Raw genomic sequence first — 18,807 nt, forward strand, 5'->3', positions numbered from 1 at the left:
AAAAACATTTCTCATGATTATCCTGGGCATAGAAACATCATGCGACGAAACCGGTGTCGCACTATACGACACAGATCGCGGTCTTTTAAATCACACATTATTTTCACAAATCAGCATGCACAGTGAATATGGCGGCGTCGTGCCGGAACTTGCCTCCCGGGATCACATAAGGCGCATACTGCCGCTTATTAGACAGGTACTGAACAAAGCACAACGAGAACTCGACGACATTAATGCAATTGCCTACACGAAAGGACCGGGATTGGCTGGCGCCCTATTGGTGGGCGCCAGCGTGGCGGCAGCACTGGGTTATGCGTTAAATATTCCTGTTCTAGGCATTCATCATCTTGAAGGGCATCTGCTCTCACCACTGCTGTCAACACCCGCACCACAATTTCCTTTTATTGCACTGCTGGTTTCTGGCGGCCACACACAACTCATGCAGGTCAATGGCGTGGGACAATACCGATTGTTAGGCGAAACCGTAGATGATGCCGCCGGAGAAGCTTTCGATAAAACAGCAAAGCTGTTGGGGCTTGGCTATCCCGGTGGCGCAGCCTTATCCGAACTTGCCGGGCAAGGTCGATCCGGCAAATTTAAATTACCCAGGCCCATGCTCAATAGCGGTGATCTTAATTTCAGTTTCAGCGGCCTCAAAACCGCTGTACTGACTTTGATTAACAAACAAAGTATGGATCAGCAGGTCCGGGCCGATATTGCATTGGCTTTTCAGGAAGCTGTCGTTACCGTTCTTACCGAAAAAGCGCTTGCCGCGCTATCGCTTACCAAATCAAATCGGCTGGTTGTTGCTGGCGGCGTCGGAGCCAATTATCACTTGCGCAAACACCTTACGCAAAAAGCCGCACAGACTGGCGCAACGGTCTTTTATCCTCAGTTGGAATTCTGCACTGATAATGGCGCCATGATCGCATTGGCCGGTGCGATGCGTATGCAGGCAAATGACACAACCCCAAATGATTCAACAGGCAGTTTCACGGTACGCGCACGCTGGAGTCTATCTCAGTCCAAGAACGATACTTTCAACAACTAAATCAATATGTTAATTTATTTTTTGGAGATCAGCGCTTCATATTTTGCGCGCAACTGCGATTTGCTCTCAACTACGTCCGGATTGGGAATGATGCAATCAACCGGACAGACTTCTACGCATTGCGGCACATCGTAGTGGCCGACACATTCGGTACATTTCCTGGAATCAATCAAGTAAATCTCTTCGCCTTGTGAAATAGCGTCATTGGGACATTCCGGCTCACAGACATCACAATTAATACATTCGTCCGTTATGATTAATGCCATTTCTACCTCTAATAAACAGTTATTGTCTTACGATTTTATCGTGCAGTCGTTGCGCAACAATCGGGTGCACAAATTTATCAGCTTTGCCTCCAAGTAACGCAATCTCCCGGACAATTGTTGCTGATACAAACATAAACTGCTCACTTGGCGTCATAAATAACGTTTCTACATCAGGATACATGCTGCGGTTCATACCCGCCATTTGAAATTCATATTCAAAATCTGAAGCAGCGCGCAATCCGCGCAAAATAATTCGACAGTCATGTTGTCGCAAAAAGTCCATTAACAATCCTGAGAACGGAATCACCGCCACATTATTACAATCAGAAAAAACCTGCGTGGCCATATCCACGCGTTCATCCAAAGAAAAAAACGGATTCTTTCCACTACTGTCAGCAACAGCCACAATCACCTCATCAAATAGATGGGAAGCGCGCCTGACAAGGCCTTCATGCCCCCGCGTTACCGGATCGAAAGTTCCAGGATAAACGACTTTATCCATAATTATTCAACATTCCCGACAGTTCCAGTAACTGATAATTCACCTTGCCTGCTTTTCCTTTACGCCATATATGCCACAGTTCATCGGACATAATGCATTGATCACCTTCGAGATATACCATTCCACCCTGTTCTAGTCGTTGCGGCAGCTGTGACAATATACAGGACTGCAATTCCAACCGATAAGGAGGATCAATAAATACAAGGTCGAATCGCCGCCTGTCTGCTGCCAGGAAATTCAGTGCATCCATTTGCATCAATTCGACATGATCCGCTTTTAATGCTTTTTTGTTCCTTTGCAGCGCCTGAAATACGACATTATCCGATTCTACCATCACCACCTTTGTAGCACCACGTGAGGCCGCTTCAAAGCCTAACGCACCACTGCCGGAAAAAAGATCAAGACAACGTAGCCCGTTTAATTCCTGACCAAGCCAGTTAAACAACGTTTCGCGCACTCTGTCGGGCGTTGGGCGCAAATCGGATCGAACAGGAAAGGCGATTACACGGCTACGCCAGCTGCCACCGATGATACGCACCTTACCCTGACCTAACCCCATAGCATAACTGCATTATTAATCAATAGCCCCAACGATCACAGTCACCATATTCTCCGGATGAATACGTCGAGAAAACGCGTCTTTTATTTGATCTGTAGTCACTGCTTCTACCGCTATTAAATAATCATCAAGATACGTCAGTGGTAGATTATAAAAGCCAATCATTGCAAGATAGCCCAGAATTTTTGAATTGCTGTCCAGCCTCAATGGAAAACCACCAATCAAATTCTGTTTGGCCGCGATCAATTCCTGTTCGTTCGGTCCCTCGGTAATAAAATTTTTTAAAACTGATTGCGTCAATGCAAGCGCATCTTCCGATTGCTCTTTTTTCGTTTGCAGACCGATTTGGAACGGTCCTTTCTCGCGCAGCGGAGAAAAGAAGCTGTATACACTGTACGCCAATCCTCTTTGCTGCCGTATTTCTTCCATTAAACGCGATACGAAGCCGCCGCCACCTAAAATGTAGTTACCAACGAGTAGCGGGAAATAATCCGGATCACTTCTGCGCATGCCCGGATAAGCGATCTGAATATGACTTTGCGATGCCGGATGGGCAATTCGTTTTATCTTCCCATCCGGGTCCTTAACAGGTGGTATCGGCTTGCTATCAGCCTTATCCGGCAGATGTGCCGTTAATGATTCAGCAATACGAGTCGCTTCCTGCTTTCTTATATCACCAATAATAGCTATTACAGCATTGGAAGCCGCGTAGTTAGATTGATAGAATCCGGATAAATCCTCCTGTTGCAATGTAGCTATGGTTTCTACCTCCCCCGCCCCATTTAATCCGTAAGGATGCTCCCCATACAGCATTTCCATGAGCGTGCGACCCGCCATGTAATCCGGCTTGGTACTCGATTCTTTGATACTTGCAATGATTCTGGTCTTCTCGCGCCGAAGAACATCCTGCGGAAATTCAGGATGTTGAATTACCCGGGAAAAAATATCCAACGCCTGTTTTCGCTCGCGCGCATGACTTAATGTTCGTAGCGAGATTCCCGCGCGGTCGGCATCAAAATTTGCGCTCAATTGAGCGCCCACATCAGCGAGTGCGTTAGCGATTTCGTCTTCGGACATACCACCGGCACCTAGCTTTAACATCCGTCGCGTCAAATTTGCCAAACCTGATTTCTCAGGCGTGTCTTTGCTGCTTCCAGCGGCAAATTCAACGCTGATATCAACAATCGGCAAGGCATTGTTTTCAACAAAATATACACGTGCACCAGTAGAAGTCTGCCAGAACTGAATTGCAAGCGAAGCCAATACATTTTGCGAGTAAATACTGATCAATAAAACAAAGATATACTTTTTCATACGCATAGTTAGTTCAGTAGCGTGTTGACAAGGATCAGCCGCTGTTTCGCAGCCCTGAAGTCACACCATTAATTGTCAGATGAATTGAGCGTTTTACCTCATCGCTGTCTTCACCGGACCGATACCGTCTTAGCAATTCCACCTGCAAATGATTTAACGGATCAATATAGGGTGTACGATTATCAATACTGCGTGCCAGCGTTGGATTATCCTGCAACAGTTCGGTATTGCCGGTAATGGCGAAAAGCCATTTAATGCTGCGATCCCACTCTTGCCGGATACGCCCAAAAACATGATCGCGCAAAGCCGGATCGGAAACCAGTTCCGAATAACGGGAAGCAATACCCATATCTGTTTTGGCCAATACCATATCCATGTTCGATAGCAGTGTTTGCATAAACGGCCACGTTTGATACATCTCCTGCAATAACGCCAGACCATTTCCGGTTTTATCTTCCTGCAGGAAAGCTTCGACAGCTTCCCCAAAACCATACCATCCGGGAATCATGGCACGATTCAATCCCCAACTGAAGACCCATGGAATAGCGCGCAAATCCTCAATCTCATCTGAGGCCTTGCGGGATGAAGGTCTGCTGCCGACATGCAGTCCGGAAATTTCGCGAATTGGCGTTGATTCCTGAAAATACTGTTTAAAACCGGGTGTCTCAAATACCAGGCTCCGATAGGCCTTGAATGAGTGTGCTGCAAGACTTTCCATAGCCTGGTAATAGCGCTCCGCATTCTCTCCGATGGGATCATTTCCCAATAGGGTCGATTCGATAGTAGCGGCAACCAGTGTCTCAAGATTACGCCGACCGATTTCCGGCTCAGCATATTTACTACTGATAACCTCGCCCTGCTCTGTAACACGAATCTGACCATTCACGCTGCCTGGCGGTTGTGCCATGATACCCTGATAGCTCGGGCCGCCACCCCGGCCAACCGTTCCGCCACGCCCATGAAATAGTCTTAATTCGATTTGATGCCTGGCAAACACTTTGGCCAGCTCAATTTCAGCTTTGTAGATCTCCCAGTTGGAAGTAATGAAACCACCATCTTTATTACTGTCCGAGTATCCCAGCATGACCTCCTGCACATTGCCGCGCGAAAAAAGAAGCTTTTTGTAGTATGGCAAAGAAAACAGCTGATCCATAATATTACTGCAACTGCGCAAATCCGCTATGGTTTCGAATAAAGGAATAATATTTAAACCCATGTGCGGATTCTCACCGGCCTGCAGCAAGCCGACTTCTTTTAGAAGCAACGCCACTTCCAATACATTAATAATATGCGTGGTCATGGAAATGATGTAATTGGGAATAGCTGCATGACCGAAACGTTGATGAATTTCTGCGGCCATTTGCAGGATACGCAACTCATTCTGGGTAGATTCAGAGTATTCCAAATACGGCGAAAGCAATGGACGCGGGCTACTGATTTCATCAAGCAGCCAGCTAACGCGCTCATCCTCTGACATAGCGAAATAATCCTCTCCATGTGTCGCCTGCTCATACAGTTCGGCCACGACCTGTTCATGTACTTTACTGTGCTGACGCATGTCCAGCGGTGCCAGGTGAAAGCCAAAAACATCCGCTGCCCGTCTCAAGTTACGCAAAGCACCTCGTGCTATCCAGTTTGCCTGATGATATTTGAGCGATTTAATAATCGTATCGAGATCATGTACAAATTCGGCACAATCTGCATATGGAGCAGCACCATCTACCAGTTCTTTACGCCAAACGGTATGGCCCAGCTGCTGACTGGTTGCCGCCAGGCGTGCGCTAATACCAATAAATGCACGGCGATACGGCTCATCTATACGGCAGGCAGGCACTTCCGGGCATGCGGCTGCCAGTTCCTCCAGTTCATCGGTTATATTGATCAACCGCTCGGCCAGGCTCATGGTATGGCCGATTCTTTCCACTTCCTCGAGATAATAATCGAGCGCCAGCGCTGACTGCTGTTCAATCGCGTACAACATCACCTGATGCGTAACAAAAGGATTGCCGTCTCTATCGCCGCCAATCCAGCTGCCGATGCGCAGAAATGAATTTACCCGGGGAGCTTTGTCACCCATATGGCGTTCCAGAAGATTCTCAATCTTCGCATAGATATAGGGCACCTGCGACAAAAAGGTGTAGCTGTAATACGCCAGGCCATTATCAATTTCATCATGCACCGATAAACGTACAGAACGTAACATGCGTGTCAGCCATAAAATCTGAATCATGGTGCGCAAATTTTCTTCATTCTGGCGCATTTCATTCGGTGTTAACTGCGTCAGTGCACGCTCTTTCAATAGACGCTCTATTGTCAGCTGACAGTCCAGGATACTTCTACGCTGCACTTCAGTGGGATGCGCAGTCAGCACCGGAGAAACAACCGCCTTTGAAAAAAACTTAGCCAGCGATACGCTATCGATACCGCTTTCCAATACCCGCTCCAACGCCAGCGTTACGCTGCCGGCCTGAGGCGGAGAGCCCGCACAAAGATGGGCGCGACGGCGGCGATTATGGTGTACATCCTCAGCAATATTTGAAAGCTGAGAAAAATAACTGAATGCCCTTACGACAACAACAGTTGCTCTGTTACTGAGTTTTGTAAGTATCTGATCCAGTTCCTGTCGTGCCTGTGGATCCTGTTCTCGGTGAAAACGTATAGCAGTTTGCCGGATTTTTTCAACCAGATCGAAAGACGCATCTCCTTCCTGCTCCCGCAAAATTTCTCCCAATATGCGGCCCAATAAGCGAATATCTTCTCGAAGTGGCAAATCCTTATCATCTGTGGATTCGTTTAAAGGATGATTTTCAAAACCTACAATATGCATACTGTTTCTTCGCCCTTACATTAAAATTTTTCAGATAATGCTTTTAATCAGTTTTGGAACGGTTTGTGTTTGTCCAAGCGATCGTGGCTCATGCTAAAATGACTGCCGATCAATCAAGAAAATTTTCATTTTTATTATTTTTTTACTGCATGTCCAGCTCATTCTCCATCCCAAAACGCATTACTATCGCGTCCCGTGAAAGTCTGCTTGCTATGTGGCAAGCCAAACACATACGACAATGTTTGAACCAATTATACCCGCAAACCGAAGTTAACATACTCGGCATGACAACCAAAGGGGATCAGATACTTGACAAGTCCTTATCAAAAATTGGCGGGAAAGGTCTTTTTATCAAAGAGTTAGAGCAGGCCCTGGAAGACGGGCGCGCCGATATTGCTGTACACTCCATGAAGGACATGCCTATGAATGTACCCGAAGGGTTCATTCTGGCGGCTATTACTGAGCGTGAAGACCCTCGCGATGCGTTCGTTTCCAATCAGTATGAAAATCTTGAGGAACTGCCCTCGGGTAGTATAGTAGGCACTTCCAGCCTGCGGCGAGAAAGCCAGCTACGCGCACAATTTCCCCATTTGAATGTTAATCCACTGCGGGGAAATGTGCAGACCCGTCTGCGCAAATTGGATGAAGGTCAGTATGCTGCAATTATTCTTGCCGCCGCTGGGCTGAAACGGCTGGAATTGTCAGACCGCATCACAGCATTGCTAAATCCCGAACAAAGCCTGCCCGCAGTTGGACAGGGCGCTCTAGGTATCGAATGCCGTCATGACCGGCCCGATCTTGTTGCGCTATTGCAACCCCTGCATCATCAGAAAACAGCTTATTGCGTAAAGGCGGAGCGCGCGATGAGCCGTGTATTGGGCGGCAGCTGTCAGATTCCACTGGGCGCATTCGCAGAAATAGAGAATAATCAGCTGAAACTACGTGGCTTTGTAGCCAGCCCGGACGGCACACAATTTGTACGTGATACGGTGAGCGGAAATCTGGAAAGCGGGGAAGACATGGGTAAAAACATGGCGCAGAATTTGATTGCACAGGGTGCCGATAAAATTCTTGCAGCCATCGAAACACAACACAGCTGGTAACAATGAATCAGGCATTCAGGCCGCTGCACAAAATCAATGTACTGGTAACCCGGCCTGAGCATCAGTGTGCTTTTTTGGCTGAAAATATCCACAAAATGGGTGGCAATGCCGTCATTTTCCCGGTATTGGAGATAACCGATACCAAAAATAAAAAACCATTACTTGACCTCATCCAGCGACTGGATACGTTTGAATTGGCAATTTTTGTCAGCCCCAATGCTGTCCACAAAGCCATGCCATTGATTCAATCATACTACAAGACGCCGGGACCGTTGCCAGCACATATAAAAATTGCCGCTGTCGGCAAAAGTACTGCACTCGCACTAAAAGAATATGGTGTTGATCATGTCATCGCACCAACAAAGCGTTTCGACAGCGAAGCATTACTTGAACAAGATGCATTACTAAACGTGTCCGGAAAACGTGTGATTATTTTTCGTGGCAATGACGGACGGCCGTTACTTGGCGAAACGCTGATTAAGCGTGGCGCATTGCTGGAATATGCCGAATGTTACCGACGCAGCAAACCGGATATCGACCCCAGCGAGCTTATCTCAAACTGGTCTCGAGGAAAAATAAATGCTGTAATTATCACAAGCTCGGAAGGATTACAAAATTTATTTGACATAATTGGCACCCATGGCCAACAATTGCTGAAAATAACACCTGTGTTTACTGCACACGAACGTATTGCCAGTATTGCACGAAAAGCCGGTCTCAAGACAGTGGTACAGACTACGGAAAGCGGAGATAAAGGTATACTGCAGGGAATGCAGGAATATTTTTGTGTTAATAAAAAATAACATTTGTTTTTCTGTAACAATGTTGTTCACATGAAACAGGGCTGGAATGCTTCATGCGAACACACCGGGGAGCATCAAACGTTGTGATTGATTGAGATAGTATTTAGTAATGAAAAACCTGGACCTTGAACTGCATTGCTTCGAAGATTGAACAAATGGATATCACGACAACTGCACCAGGCACGTTAGTCATATCCAGCAAATCTGCGCACAATCTGATTTTAGGTGCCAGCAATAACAAGGAGAAGATATGAGACTGATACTTTGGGTGTTAGTACTGTTTGCTGCTGCAGTTGCCGTTGCACTGGCCATCGAAGAGTATGGAACAGGTCATCTTGTCGTGGAAGTACCACAATTTGAAAAAATTGAAGTGTCCCTTGATTACGCCTTAGCTGGTTTAATTGCGGCATTTATTGTTTTTTACATTCTGGTTCGAATTTTGAACGGATTACTGAATCGCCGGGATATCAGAGCAGAATCTTTGATGCAGACTGGTATAAAAGCTTTTTTTGAGGGTGATTACGATTATGCCAAAAAATGCGGTGCAAAAGGCTTTAAACTGGCAAAAACACCGCTCGTTAAAGCTATTAATTCGGTAATCGCAATACGTTCGGCCCAACAGACAGCGGATATTTCGACACGTAACAAACTACTGGAAAAAACAGCGAAAACCTTACAGGATGAAAGAGCCCTGCACCTGGTAACCAAAGCCGAAATGCAGCTCAATGACGGCAATTATCAGGATGCTTTGAATACTCTGCAGGAGTTATATTCTACTGGCGGCCTGCAACCCACAGCCGTTCTGGAATTAGAGATGGAAGCACAACGGCAGTCCTGCAACTGGGATGCTGTGCTGGAAATCAGTCGCATTCTGATTCATCGCCACCCGTTGAACAAAAAACATTATGAAGCCATTCAGCATCATGCGCACCTTGAAAATTTTAAAATCAAGACGACTGATCTCGGTGCACTGAACAAATACTGGAACAGTTTATCTGAAACCGAGCAAAAAAGCAGTCGTGTGGCAGCGGCCGCAACTCGCGCTTATATCGCTTTGGGCGACTGCGCTACTGCACATAAAATTGTGGAACAAAATGTGAAAACGGACTGGGACCCGGAATTAATTGCTTTGTACTCAGAATGTCTGAATTATCATGTCAACAGACAAATTGAATGCGCAGAAGTCTGGCTGAAATCACAGCCAAACAATGCTGGCCTGCTGTTAACACTTGGCAAATTATGCACACATTGCGAGCTTTGGGGAAAAGCGCAGAATTATCTGGAAGCCAGCCTGTCTGTCGAACCAACACCAATTGCACACTTTGCTTTGGCGCAACTGAATGAAAAACTGGGCAAACATGAGCAGGCTATGGATCAGTATAACAAAGCTCTTGAATTGACTCTTAAACGGAGCTGTTCAAGCTAACCAGATCGCCAAAACAACAACAGTTAACATACTGCTGATTTGTATCGGATACTGATTTAATAAACAGCTATGATTGGCTGGTTGATGGCGTGAATACATCAGAAAAAAAGCCGTCTCTGGGAAGTTTACGCAAAGCGGTAAAATCCTGATAGGCGGCTTTAACCATTACCGGGGAACCACAGGCATACACCTGATGGCGCTCAAGTGTAGAAAAATCTTCCATAACTGCTTGATGTACAAAACCAGTTCTGCCCTTCCAATTATCTTCGGGTAGCGCATCAGACAATACGGGAATAAATGTGAAATTGTCATGTTGCTGTTGCCATTGCTCAGCCAGCTCTGCCATATAAAGATCGGCTTTGGTGCGCACACCCCAGTAGAGTCTCATCGTGCGTTTGTGATCTTTGCCGGACTCCTGATAAAAAACATGCTCAAGAATACTTTTTATCGGCGCAAAACCTGTACCACCAGCAATGAAAATAATCGGCACATCGTCGACAGTGTCTCGCAGAAAAAATGAGCCAAGCGGCCCTTCGAAGCGAAGAATGTCCTTCACCTTCATTTTGGTAAATACATGCTCTGCAAATACCCCCCCCGGATAATTGCGTGCATGCAATTGCAACACATCATCATCATGTGGTGCATTTGCAAGTGAAAAGCTACGCCGCTTACCGTCTTTAAGCAGGATATCAATATACTGACCTGCAAGAAACTGAAGACGCTGGTTGGCGGGCAATTTAAGAGAAATAATCATCACATCCGGTGCAACTCGTTCAAGCTTTTCAACACGGGTCGGCAATGTTTTAATCTCGATATCCTTAATTGCGCCAATTTCATGACATTCGATGACCAGATCGGATAGTGGTGACGCACAACAAAACAATGCGAGGCCGGTCCGTTTTTCGTCTTCTGTCAGTGTTTCCTCATCATAGTTTCCGTAATCGACAGAACCGCTTAGAATTCTGCCTTTACAGATTCCACAGGAACCGTTACGGCATCCATAGGGCAATGAAAAACCTTCCCGCAAAGCGGATTGCAAAATAGTTTCACCTCGTGCAACATGCAAAACATGCTCACTGGGCTTTATAATAATTCGACGCGACATGTGATTGTTGAGCAAAGAACTAAAAATAAACAGGAAGAAAACATTCAATGAAAAAAACAGTGCTCATTGTTGGGTGCGGCGATATTGCGCTACGCACCGTACGGTTATTGCGAACTCACTACCGGTTGTTCGGCTTATTTCGTAACCCGGAAAAAGCTGAGCCCTTTCGTCTGTTGGGTGTCATGCCCGTCATAGGCGATCTGGACCAACCTGACAGCCTCGGTCGGATCGCAGGCATTGCACAAATTGTGATACATCTGGCACCCCCCCCACATCGCGGCACCCGGGATACACGCACAGCGAATTTGCTCTCTGCACTATCAAGACAGACAAAATCCAAACATATGATTCTACCACAACGGTTTATCTATATCAGTACCAGCGGTGTATATGGAGATTGCCAAGGTGCCTTGATAGACGAAACCAGGCCGCTGAATCCTCTGAGTGACCGCGCCATGCGCAGGAAGAATGCTGAAACCCAAATCCGCAAATGGAGCATCCGCAATCACGTACCTGTTTCGATATTGCGCGTACCGGGGATTTACGCCGAAAGCCGTCTGCCCTTGAAGCGTATCCGGGAAAGTCTGCCGGCTTTTGTCGACAAAGATGACGGCTATACCAACCATATTCATGCCGATGATCTTGCGCATATCATCTGTGCAACGATACACCGTGCAAGACCCGGCAGAACTTACAACACAACTGACGACACAGAAATGAAAATGGGGGACTATTTCGACCTCGTTGCTGATCGATTCGGCCTTCCCCGTCCTCCACGCATTCCGCGTGATCAGGCTAATGGTCGCATCTCGCCAGCCATGCTGTCTTTTATGAATGAATCCAGACGTATCAGCAACTCCCGCATGAAGAAAGAGTTACGCATCAAACTGCAGTACCCAACGGTCATAGAGGGAATTCAGGGTGCACTCTCATCTATAGCAAAGTAAATCGACAACTCAATCTTTAGAAATACAGTTGATCGAAAAAACTGCGGCTGATAATTGACGATCTCTATAGAGAATTAAACCCAGATTTTCCATTAGCGATTTCCCAATAACGAAAAACCAATCAAATAAACAACTTGTGTCAAAATCTCCAGGAAGGAAAACTGGCAGATTTAAGCAATTCAAATTTATAGAAACAACCTTATATTCAACAGATTTCTCTAATGGCTTCCATTAGAAATTTTCCGAACGGGAAATCTGGGTTAAATATCAATAGCCAGAGTTTGGTCGACAATGGGAGCATCTCGAAACAATTACACAAAGGTTCATGTGAAATTCTTCTCTGAGGAAACTGCGAGCGTGCTTTTCCCGGGTAAAATCACAAAACAATTTAGATATGGCTAACAATTCCTCAAACACCAGCACGGCATAAGGCAACAAAGATTTCTTGCATTTTATCGCCGTCCCGAAAATTCCCAGACAAATTCTTCAATGTCTCGTTGTAATGAATTGAAAAGGCAAATACACAAATTCCCAGGCACCTTGTCGAATTAAAGTTTCAATTGATTAAGTCGTAGAAAGAATTTTCTAACCAAGAATGTTGGGCTCGACATTATGAAAATAAGCGTAAATTATAAATCTGGACAACGACAAACATTTATTGTGCCAAAAACGATGCTAGCAACGGATTTTCGAAACCTGGCGGAGGAAATTGGAGGAAAAATAGAAAATATTGAATTCTCATTGGAAGACCAGCATATAAGTCTTCGTAACACTGAATTACAAGAATCGCTGCACTTAACCGAATAAAAAAGAATATATTGCTTGCCTGACAGACACAAGCATGACATGTTCATAAACTCAGCCACTCATGAAATGGAGTTAGACTCGGTTATCATATGTTCTAAAACGGTATGTCGTCTTCCATATCATCAAATCCATTACTACCCCTGTTGTATGTCGACTGGTCAGATCTTGGTTCATTAGTATTGTCCGCGGATGAATCAAAACTATCGCTGCCCGTCCGACCACCCAACATTTTCATGTCCGTGGCAATAATCTCGGTGGTATAACGGTCTACACCGTTTTTATCAGTCCATTTTCTGGTTTCCAGCCTGCCTTCGACGTAAACCGAACGTCCCTTCTTCAGATACTCTCCCGCAATTTCAGCCAGCTTTCGGTAAAAAGTAACGCGATGCCACTCTGTTTTTTCCTGCTTCTCGCCGTTTTTGTCTTTCCAGTTTTCTGTAGTCGCTACGGAAATATTCGTCACAGCATCGCCACTAGACATATAGCGCGTTTCAGGATCTCTTCCGAGATTACCGATGAGTATAACTTTATTGACTGAAGCCATTAGCTTCCCCCTCCTTATCTTCCAGCAACTTATTCACACTTTCTTCATCAAAACCCGCCATGTCAACCTTCAGGTAAGCAACTCTCTCGTTCGCCAGAACCAGCGCCTCGCGGACGCCGGATAATGCAGCGAGTTGCTCAGACAGTTGTTGTGACTTGCCCTTATCCATCTCCTGCACATGATACATCTTCGATCGAACCGCTGCTGGCGCTTTCATAGTGTATGCGAGTATGAACCATAATGCTAATAACCCACTGCAAAATGCATATAGCCCAAGATTACCGTGGTGTTCCATTAAATATCCCCCCACAGCGGCACCGGCAAAAGCCCCGAGAAACTGGGTGCTGCTATAGACACCTATTGCCGTACCTTTTGCTCCGACAGGTGCAATTTTGGAAATCAGCGAAGGCAGACTGGCTTCGAGCAAGTTGAATGCGGCAAAAAATATCAGCAATGCAAACATTGTTCCCTGAATCGTGTCAACAGTCATCGCCAGGAATATTTGGCCACATAGCAACAGCGCGATTGCGGCCACGAACACTTGTTTTAATCTGGCTTTCTTTTCTCCATAAATGATAGCCGGTATAACTAGCACCATGGAAAAAAACAAAACTGGCAAATAAATTTGCCAGTGATCTTCGACTGCCATGCCAGCCTCTCTTAATGTCAATGGCACGAGAAGCCAAAGCGCCATCAATGTAGCATGAAGCGCAAAAATGCCGTAGTTCAAACGTAACAGCTGCGCATTACGTAGTACACTGCCTAAACTGTCCGTTGACGCTTCTGTATCTGAGTGAAAGCGACTGATGTGCGGGTCGGGGACGAACAGTTTAACGATCAAAATTGCGGCCAGCGCCAGAATGCCTGTCATCGCAAAAATTCCCGGAACACCAATCCATTGATTCAGCGCAGGTGCAACGGCCAGTGACAAGGCAAAAACTGCCCCGATCGTCATACCAATGACAGCCATCGCTTTGGTACGGTGTTCTTCCCGAGTCAAATCGGCGGCCAGCGCCATTATCGCGGCTGAAATCGCACCCGCTCCCTGTATGATGCGTCCGAATATCACCCAGTAAATATCGTCTGCTAAAGCAGCAACAAAGCTTCCAACGGCAAAAAGCAGCAAACCAAAATAAATAACCGGTTTTCGCCCTATTCGATCAGACAGCCAGCCCATCGGTATTTGCAGTATTGCCTGTGTAAGGCCATAAGCACCCAGTGCAATGCCAACTAATGTATAGTTATCCCCCCCGGGCAAGTGTTCCGCGTAGAACGCAAAAACAGGCAAAATAACGAACAATCCAAACATGCGCAAACCATAGATACTGGCTAATCCGGATGTAGCACGCCACTCTGTTCGCGACATTTTTTCAGATGATATTGAGGCAGACATAAATCAGGTTATGTGTTTTCTAAAAAGTTGGGTATATTATCAGGTTGACTCGTTCATAGATAGCCAATGGAATTGATTAGAATTCGTGGTGCGCGCACCCATAATCTGAAAAATATCAATCTCGATCTGCCGCGTAACAAACTTATCGTAATAACCGGGCTTTCCGGATCTGGAAAGTCCTCGCTTGCATTCGATACACTTTATGCAGAAGGACAACGGCGCTACGTGGAATCGCTTTCCGCCTATGCCAGACAGTTTCTGCAACTGATGGAAAAACCCGATGTCGATTCGATCGAGGGTCTTTCGCCTGCCATTGCCATTGAACAAAAAGCCACATCGCACAATCCACGCTCCACAGTAGGCACCGTAACTGAAATTCACGACTATCTGCGCTTGCTGTTTGCGCGCGTGGGTGATCCGCAATGCCCAACGCATCATATCACGCTAACCGCGCAAAGCGTCTCGCAAATGGTCGATCATGTGCTTGAACTGCCCGTCGATACACGACTGATGATTCTGTCGCCACTGATTGTTGGACGCAAAGGAGAACAGGCCGATTTATTTGACGAATTGCGCGCTCAAGGATTTATCCGTTTACGTATCGACGGCGATATACACGACATCGACGATTTACCGAAACTCCAGAAAAACAAAAAACATACCGTTGAGATTGTTGTTGATCGTTTGAAAATTTCACCAGATGCCAAACAACGACTGGCTGAATCATTCGAAACAGCCTTGCGTCATGCTGGCGGACGCGCGCTCGCGGTAGAGATGGACAGCGGCGAGACACATCTTTTTTCCGCAAAATTCAGCTGTCCAGTGTGTAGTTATTCGCTTTCAGAACTTGAACCCAGGCTATTTTCCTTCAACAACCCAGTGGGAGCTTGCCAGCGGTGTGACGGCCTTGGCCAGATCACTTTTTTTGATCCGGCCCGCGTTGTGGCATTTCCACACTTATCATTGGCATCCGGCGCAGTTAAAAACTGGGACCGACGCAATCAGTTTTATTTTCAATTGCTGACAAATCTTGCAGCACATTATGGCTTTGATATTGAAACGCCTTTTGAAAAGCTGGATACGGCAATTCAGGAAATTATCCTGCATGGTTCAAGACAGGAAAAAATACAATTCACTTACTTGAACGAAGGTGGCAAGAAAAACAGTCAGAAACACACATTCGAAGGCATCATCCCCAACCTTACCCGGCGCTATCACGAAACCGAATCGCAGACTGTGCGTGAAGAACTCGGCAAATATCTGAATGCCAAGACATGCCCGGACTGCCAGGGCACCCGGCTTTGCACAGCCGCGCGCCATGTTTTGGTCGATAACAAAGCCATCTATGAAATCAGCGCGTTACCCCTACAACAGACTAAAACATTCTTTGACCAATTGATTTTGCCCGGACACAAGCAATCCATTGCAGAGAGAATTGTCAAGGAAATCTCCAGCCGCTTGCAATTTCTGAATAACGTGGGACTGGATTACTTATCGCTGGATCGTTCCGCGGATACGTTATCAGGCGGAGAATCGCAGCGTATCCGGCTGGCCAGTCAGATCGGTTCGGGCCTTACGGGTGTGATGTACGTTCTCGACGAACCTTCTATCGGATTACATCAGCGTGACAACGATCGCCTGCTCAATACACTCGAACATTTGCGCGATCTGGGAAACAGTGTCATTGTCGTTGAGCATGATGAAGATGCCATCAAGTTGGCCGATTATGTCGTTGATATGGGGCCGGGCGCAGGCGAACATGGCGGCAAGGTGGTAGCCCATGGCGAACCAGAATTTATTCAAACACACCATGAATCCTTGACAGGGGCATACCTTGCCGGCAGATTGTCTATCAAAGTTCCTGAGCATCGAACAAATCCGAATCGGAACAGAATGCTATGCATCAACGGCGCTACCGGTAATAACCTGAAGAGTCTGCATTTACAATTACCCATTGGCCTGTTTGTCTGCGTAACGGGCGTTTCCGGATCCGGAAAATCAACACTGATCAATGAAACGCTGTATCGCGCCGTCTCCCAGCATCTCTACGCGAGCACTACCGGGCCGGCTCCTTATGAGAATATTGAAGGACTGGAGTTTTTCGATAAAGTCATCAATATGGACCAAAGTCCGATCGGACGCACGCCACGGTCAAATCCAGCGACCTATACCGGTTTATTTACACCAATTCGCGAATTGTTTGCAGGTGTGCCGCAAGCACGAGAACGTGGCTATGCACCAGGTCGTTTTTCATTCAATGTAAAGGGCGGACGCTGCGAAGCATGTCAGGGCGATGGCGTAATCAAGGTTGAAATGCATTTTTTGCCGGATATTTACGTGACTTGTGACGTTTGTCATGGCAAACGGTATAACCGTGAAACGCTGGAAATACAGTACAAAGGCAAGAACATCAGTGACATTCTGCAAATGACTGTGAAAAGCGCGTTTGATTTTTTTAACCCCGTACCTGTCGTTGCTCGCAAGCTGCAAACGCTGTTGGATGTCGGATTGGGCTATATCACCCTGGGACAATCCGCTACAACGCTTTCCGGCGGTGAGGCGCAGCGCGTCAAGCTATCGCTGGAACTATCCAAGCGCGATACCGGCCGCACGCTGTATATACTCGATGAACCCACGACAGGTTTGCATTTCCAGGACATCGACATGCTACTCAATGTACTGCACAGGTTGCGTGATCATGGCAATACGGTAGTTGTCATCGAACATAATCTCGATGTCATTAAAACGGCCGACTGGATAATTGATCTGGGTCCCGAAGGCGGCGATGGCGGTGGATACATAGTGGCCGAGGGCACCCCCGAAGAAATAGCCATGCATCGTCACAGTTATACTGGCCGCTATTTGCAGGATATTTTGAAACGATGAATCTGCGCACCTGCTTGATGGACAGTTTTCATGCGGCTGTCGAGACAGCCAACCCGGCACACACCGTGCCACGCCATCTTCCCAATCCGGCCCATGTGCCCGGGCGCATGTTTGTTATCGGAGCTGGTAAGGCCTCTGCAGCAATGGCCTTGGCGGTAGAGAGAAGCTGGCCTGAAAACAAGGTACTGGAAGGAATGGTGGTAACACGGTATGGCTATAATCAACCCACTCGAAGAATCGAAGTTGTAGAAGCCGGTCATCCTGTACCGGATTATAACGGCATGCAGGCCGCACAAATCATATTAAAGCAGGTTAAGCGCCTAACCAAACATGATTTTCTGCTGTGCTTATTCAGTGGCGGCGGCTCCAGTTTGCTGCCCCTACCACCGGAGGGCGTAACATTGGCGGATCTTCAGGAACTCACTGAGCAACTTCTTCGTTGTGGCGCGAGCATTCAGGAAATTAATACCATCCGCAAACATCTGTCCTGCATTCAAGGAGGCCGGCTCGCCGCCGTCTGTCGCGCTCCAGTTCGTGCGTTAATGATATCAGATGTTACCGGGGACGATCCCGCCCATATTGCTTCCGGTCCCTGTGCGCCAGACCCAACGCGTTCCTCCGATGCACTGGCAATACTGTCACGTTACCAGCTTAACGTGCCATCCAGCATCAGAAATCGACTGATTGCCGGAGATCGGCAGCAACTGAATGAAACGCCTAAACCCGGCGCTTCGATATTTAAACACGTCGAAAATATCGTAATAGCCAGTGCTCACCAATCGCTCGCTGCCGCCAGAAATTATTTCCAAAAACAGCATTTTAACACGTTGATACTGGGAGACACGGTAACCGGTGAGGCGCGCGAAGTCGCAAAAGTTTTCGCAGCATTCATTAAAGAAATTCGCCGCTATCCGGATATTCTAAAGCCGCCAGCAGCATTACTGTCGGGCGGCGAAACGACGGTTACGGTCAAAGGTAACGGAAGTGGCGGTCGTAACACTGAGTTTTTACTGTCACTGTTGATAGAGCTGGATGGGCTGGATGGTGTTTATGCGCTGGCTTGCGATACGGATGGCATAGATGGCTCTGAAGACAATGCCGGCGCCCTGATAACACCCGATACTTTAGCGAGGGCACATAAGAAAGAAATTCAGGCCGGTGAATTGCTGGCCAACAACGATGCGTACCGATTTTTTGAACAACTGGGTGATTTGGTAATCACAGGCCCTACCTATACCAACGTGAATGATTATCGGGCGATGTTGATTGTTTAG

General features: G+C 46.8%; 16 protein-coding genes. 8 read left to right on the forward strand and 8 right to left on the reverse strand.

Annotated elements, in window-relative coordinates; translation table 11 throughout:
- Positions 1 to 13: 13 nt before the first annotated feature.
- Complete coding sequence (gene tsaD / locus BMY62_RS07815; protein ID WP_090658361.1) at positions 14 to 1,051, forward strand: tRNA (adenosine(37)-N6)-threonylcarbamoyltransferase complex transferase subunit TsaD; 1,038 nt, start codon at positions 14 to 16, stop codon at positions 1,049 to 1,051.
- Positions 1,052 to 1,065: 14 nt separating this feature from the next.
- Here the strand turns inward: tsaD and BMY62_RS07820 are convergent, their stop codons facing one another.
- Genes BMY62_RS07820 through ppc form a run of 5 tightly spaced genes read right to left on the reverse strand, consistent with a single transcriptional unit; the run spans position 1,066 to position 6,519 of the window.
- Positions 1,066 to 1,317: a YfhL family 4Fe-4S dicluster ferredoxin gene (locus BMY62_RS07820; protein ID WP_090658363.1), complete on the reverse strand. Its 252-nt coding sequence runs from the start codon at positions 1,315 to 1,317 to the stop codon at positions 1,066 to 1,068.
- Between the two features lie 19 nt (positions 1,318 to 1,336).
- Positions 1,337 to 1,819: a pantetheine-phosphate adenylyltransferase gene (coaD, locus tag BMY62_RS07825; protein WP_090658365.1), complete on the reverse strand. Its 483-nt coding sequence runs from the start codon at positions 1,817 to 1,819 to the stop codon at positions 1,337 to 1,339.
- Positions 1,812 to 2,378: a 16S rRNA (guanine(966)-N(2))-methyltransferase RsmD gene (rsmD, locus tag BMY62_RS07830; RefSeq protein WP_090658367.1), complete on the reverse strand. Its 567-nt coding sequence runs from the start codon at positions 2,376 to 2,378 to the stop codon at positions 1,812 to 1,814. Before rsmD ends, coaD begins: the two co-directional genes overlap by 8 nt.
- Before the next feature lie 15 nt (positions 2,379 to 2,393).
- Positions 2,394 to 3,698 (reverse strand): M16 family metallopeptidase, encoded by a 1,305-nt coding sequence (locus tag BMY62_RS07835; RefSeq protein ID WP_090658369.1) that lies wholly within the window; start codon positions 3,696 to 3,698, stop codon positions 2,394 to 2,396.
- 28 nt (positions 3,699 to 3,726) lie between these two features.
- Positions 3,727 to 6,519, reverse strand: a complete 2,793-nt coding sequence (gene ppc / locus BMY62_RS07840; protein ID WP_090658371.1) for a phosphoenolpyruvate carboxylase — start codon at positions 6,517 to 6,519, stop codon at positions 3,727 to 3,729.
- A gap of 149 nt (positions 6,520 to 6,668) precedes the next feature.
- On the opposite strand from ppc, the gene hemC reads away from it, so the two are divergent.
- The 3 genes from hemC to BMY62_RS07855 all read left to right on the forward strand — a co-directional run bounded on the left by hemC (position 6,669) and on the right by BMY62_RS07855 (position 9,851).
- Positions 6,669 to 7,622 (forward strand): hydroxymethylbilane synthase, encoded by a 954-nt coding sequence (gene hemC, locus BMY62_RS07845; protein WP_090658471.1) that lies wholly within the window; start codon positions 6,669 to 6,671, stop codon positions 7,620 to 7,622.
- Between the two features lie 2 nt (positions 7,623 to 7,624).
- Entirely contained in the window at positions 7,625 to 8,425 is an 801-nt protein-coding gene (locus BMY62_RS07850; protein WP_090658373.1) for a uroporphyrinogen-III synthase, read from the forward strand.
- 250 nt (positions 8,426 to 8,675) lie between these two features.
- Positions 8,676 to 9,851 (forward strand): heme biosynthesis HemY N-terminal domain-containing protein, encoded by a 1,176-nt coding sequence (locus tag BMY62_RS07855; RefSeq protein ID WP_090658374.1) that lies wholly within the window; start codon positions 8,676 to 8,678, stop codon positions 9,849 to 9,851.
- A 67-nt stretch (positions 9,852 to 9,918) separates the two neighbouring features.
- On the opposite strand, the gene BMY62_RS07860 is transcribed toward BMY62_RS07855, so the two are convergent.
- Positions 9,919 to 10,956, reverse strand: a complete 1,038-nt coding sequence (locus BMY62_RS07860) for a CDP-6-deoxy-delta-3,4-glucoseen reductase (protein ID WP_090658473.1) — start codon at positions 10,954 to 10,956, stop codon at positions 9,919 to 9,921.
- A 47-nt stretch (positions 10,957 to 11,003) separates the two neighbouring features.
- Here BMY62_RS07860 and BMY62_RS07865 point away from each other — a divergent pair, with 47 nt between their 5' ends.
- Both BMY62_RS07865 and BMY62_RS16340 read left to right on the forward strand, forming a co-directional pair.
- Positions 11,004 to 11,903 (forward strand): SDR family oxidoreductase, encoded by a 900-nt coding sequence (locus BMY62_RS07865; RefSeq protein WP_090658375.1) that lies wholly within the window; start codon positions 11,004 to 11,006, stop codon positions 11,901 to 11,903.
- Between the two features lie 612 nt (positions 11,904 to 12,515).
- Positions 12,516 to 12,710 carry a hypothetical protein gene (locus BMY62_RS16340; protein ID WP_090658377.1) on the forward strand — a complete coding sequence of 65 codons (195 nt, stop codon included), beginning with the start codon at positions 12,516 to 12,518 and terminating at the stop codon, positions 12,708 to 12,710.
- 94 nt (positions 12,711 to 12,804) lie between these two features.
- Here the strand turns inward: BMY62_RS16340 and ssb are convergent, their stop codons facing one another.
- Positions 12,805 to 13,254: a single-stranded DNA-binding protein gene (gene ssb, locus BMY62_RS07875; RefSeq protein ID WP_090658379.1), complete on the reverse strand. Its 450-nt coding sequence runs from the start codon at positions 13,252 to 13,254 to the stop codon at positions 12,805 to 12,807.
- Entirely contained in the window at positions 13,238 to 14,620 is a 1,383-nt protein-coding gene (locus tag BMY62_RS07880; protein ID WP_090658477.1) for an MFS transporter, read from the reverse strand. The genes ssb and BMY62_RS07880 overlap by 17 nt, the downstream gene beginning before the upstream one ends.
- A gap of 93 nt (positions 14,621 to 14,713) precedes the next feature.
- On the opposite strand from BMY62_RS07880, the gene uvrA reads away from it, so the two are divergent.
- On the forward strand, positions 14,714 to 17,533 hold the full coding sequence (gene uvrA, locus BMY62_RS07885; protein ID WP_090658381.1) for an excinuclease ABC subunit UvrA: 2,820 nt from the start codon (positions 14,714 to 14,716) through the stop codon (positions 17,531 to 17,533).
- Positions 17,530 to 18,807, forward strand: coding sequence for a glycerate kinase type-2 family protein (locus BMY62_RS07890; protein ID WP_090658384.1), 1,278 nt, complete (start codon positions 17,530 to 17,532; stop codon positions 18,805 to 18,807). The genes uvrA and BMY62_RS07890 overlap by 4 nt, the downstream gene beginning before the upstream one ends.

Source organism: Nitrosomonas marina (assembly GCF_900111605.1).
Classification (GTDB): Bacteria; Pseudomonadota; Gammaproteobacteria; order Burkholderiales; family Nitrosomonadaceae; genus Nitrosomonas; species Nitrosomonas marina_A.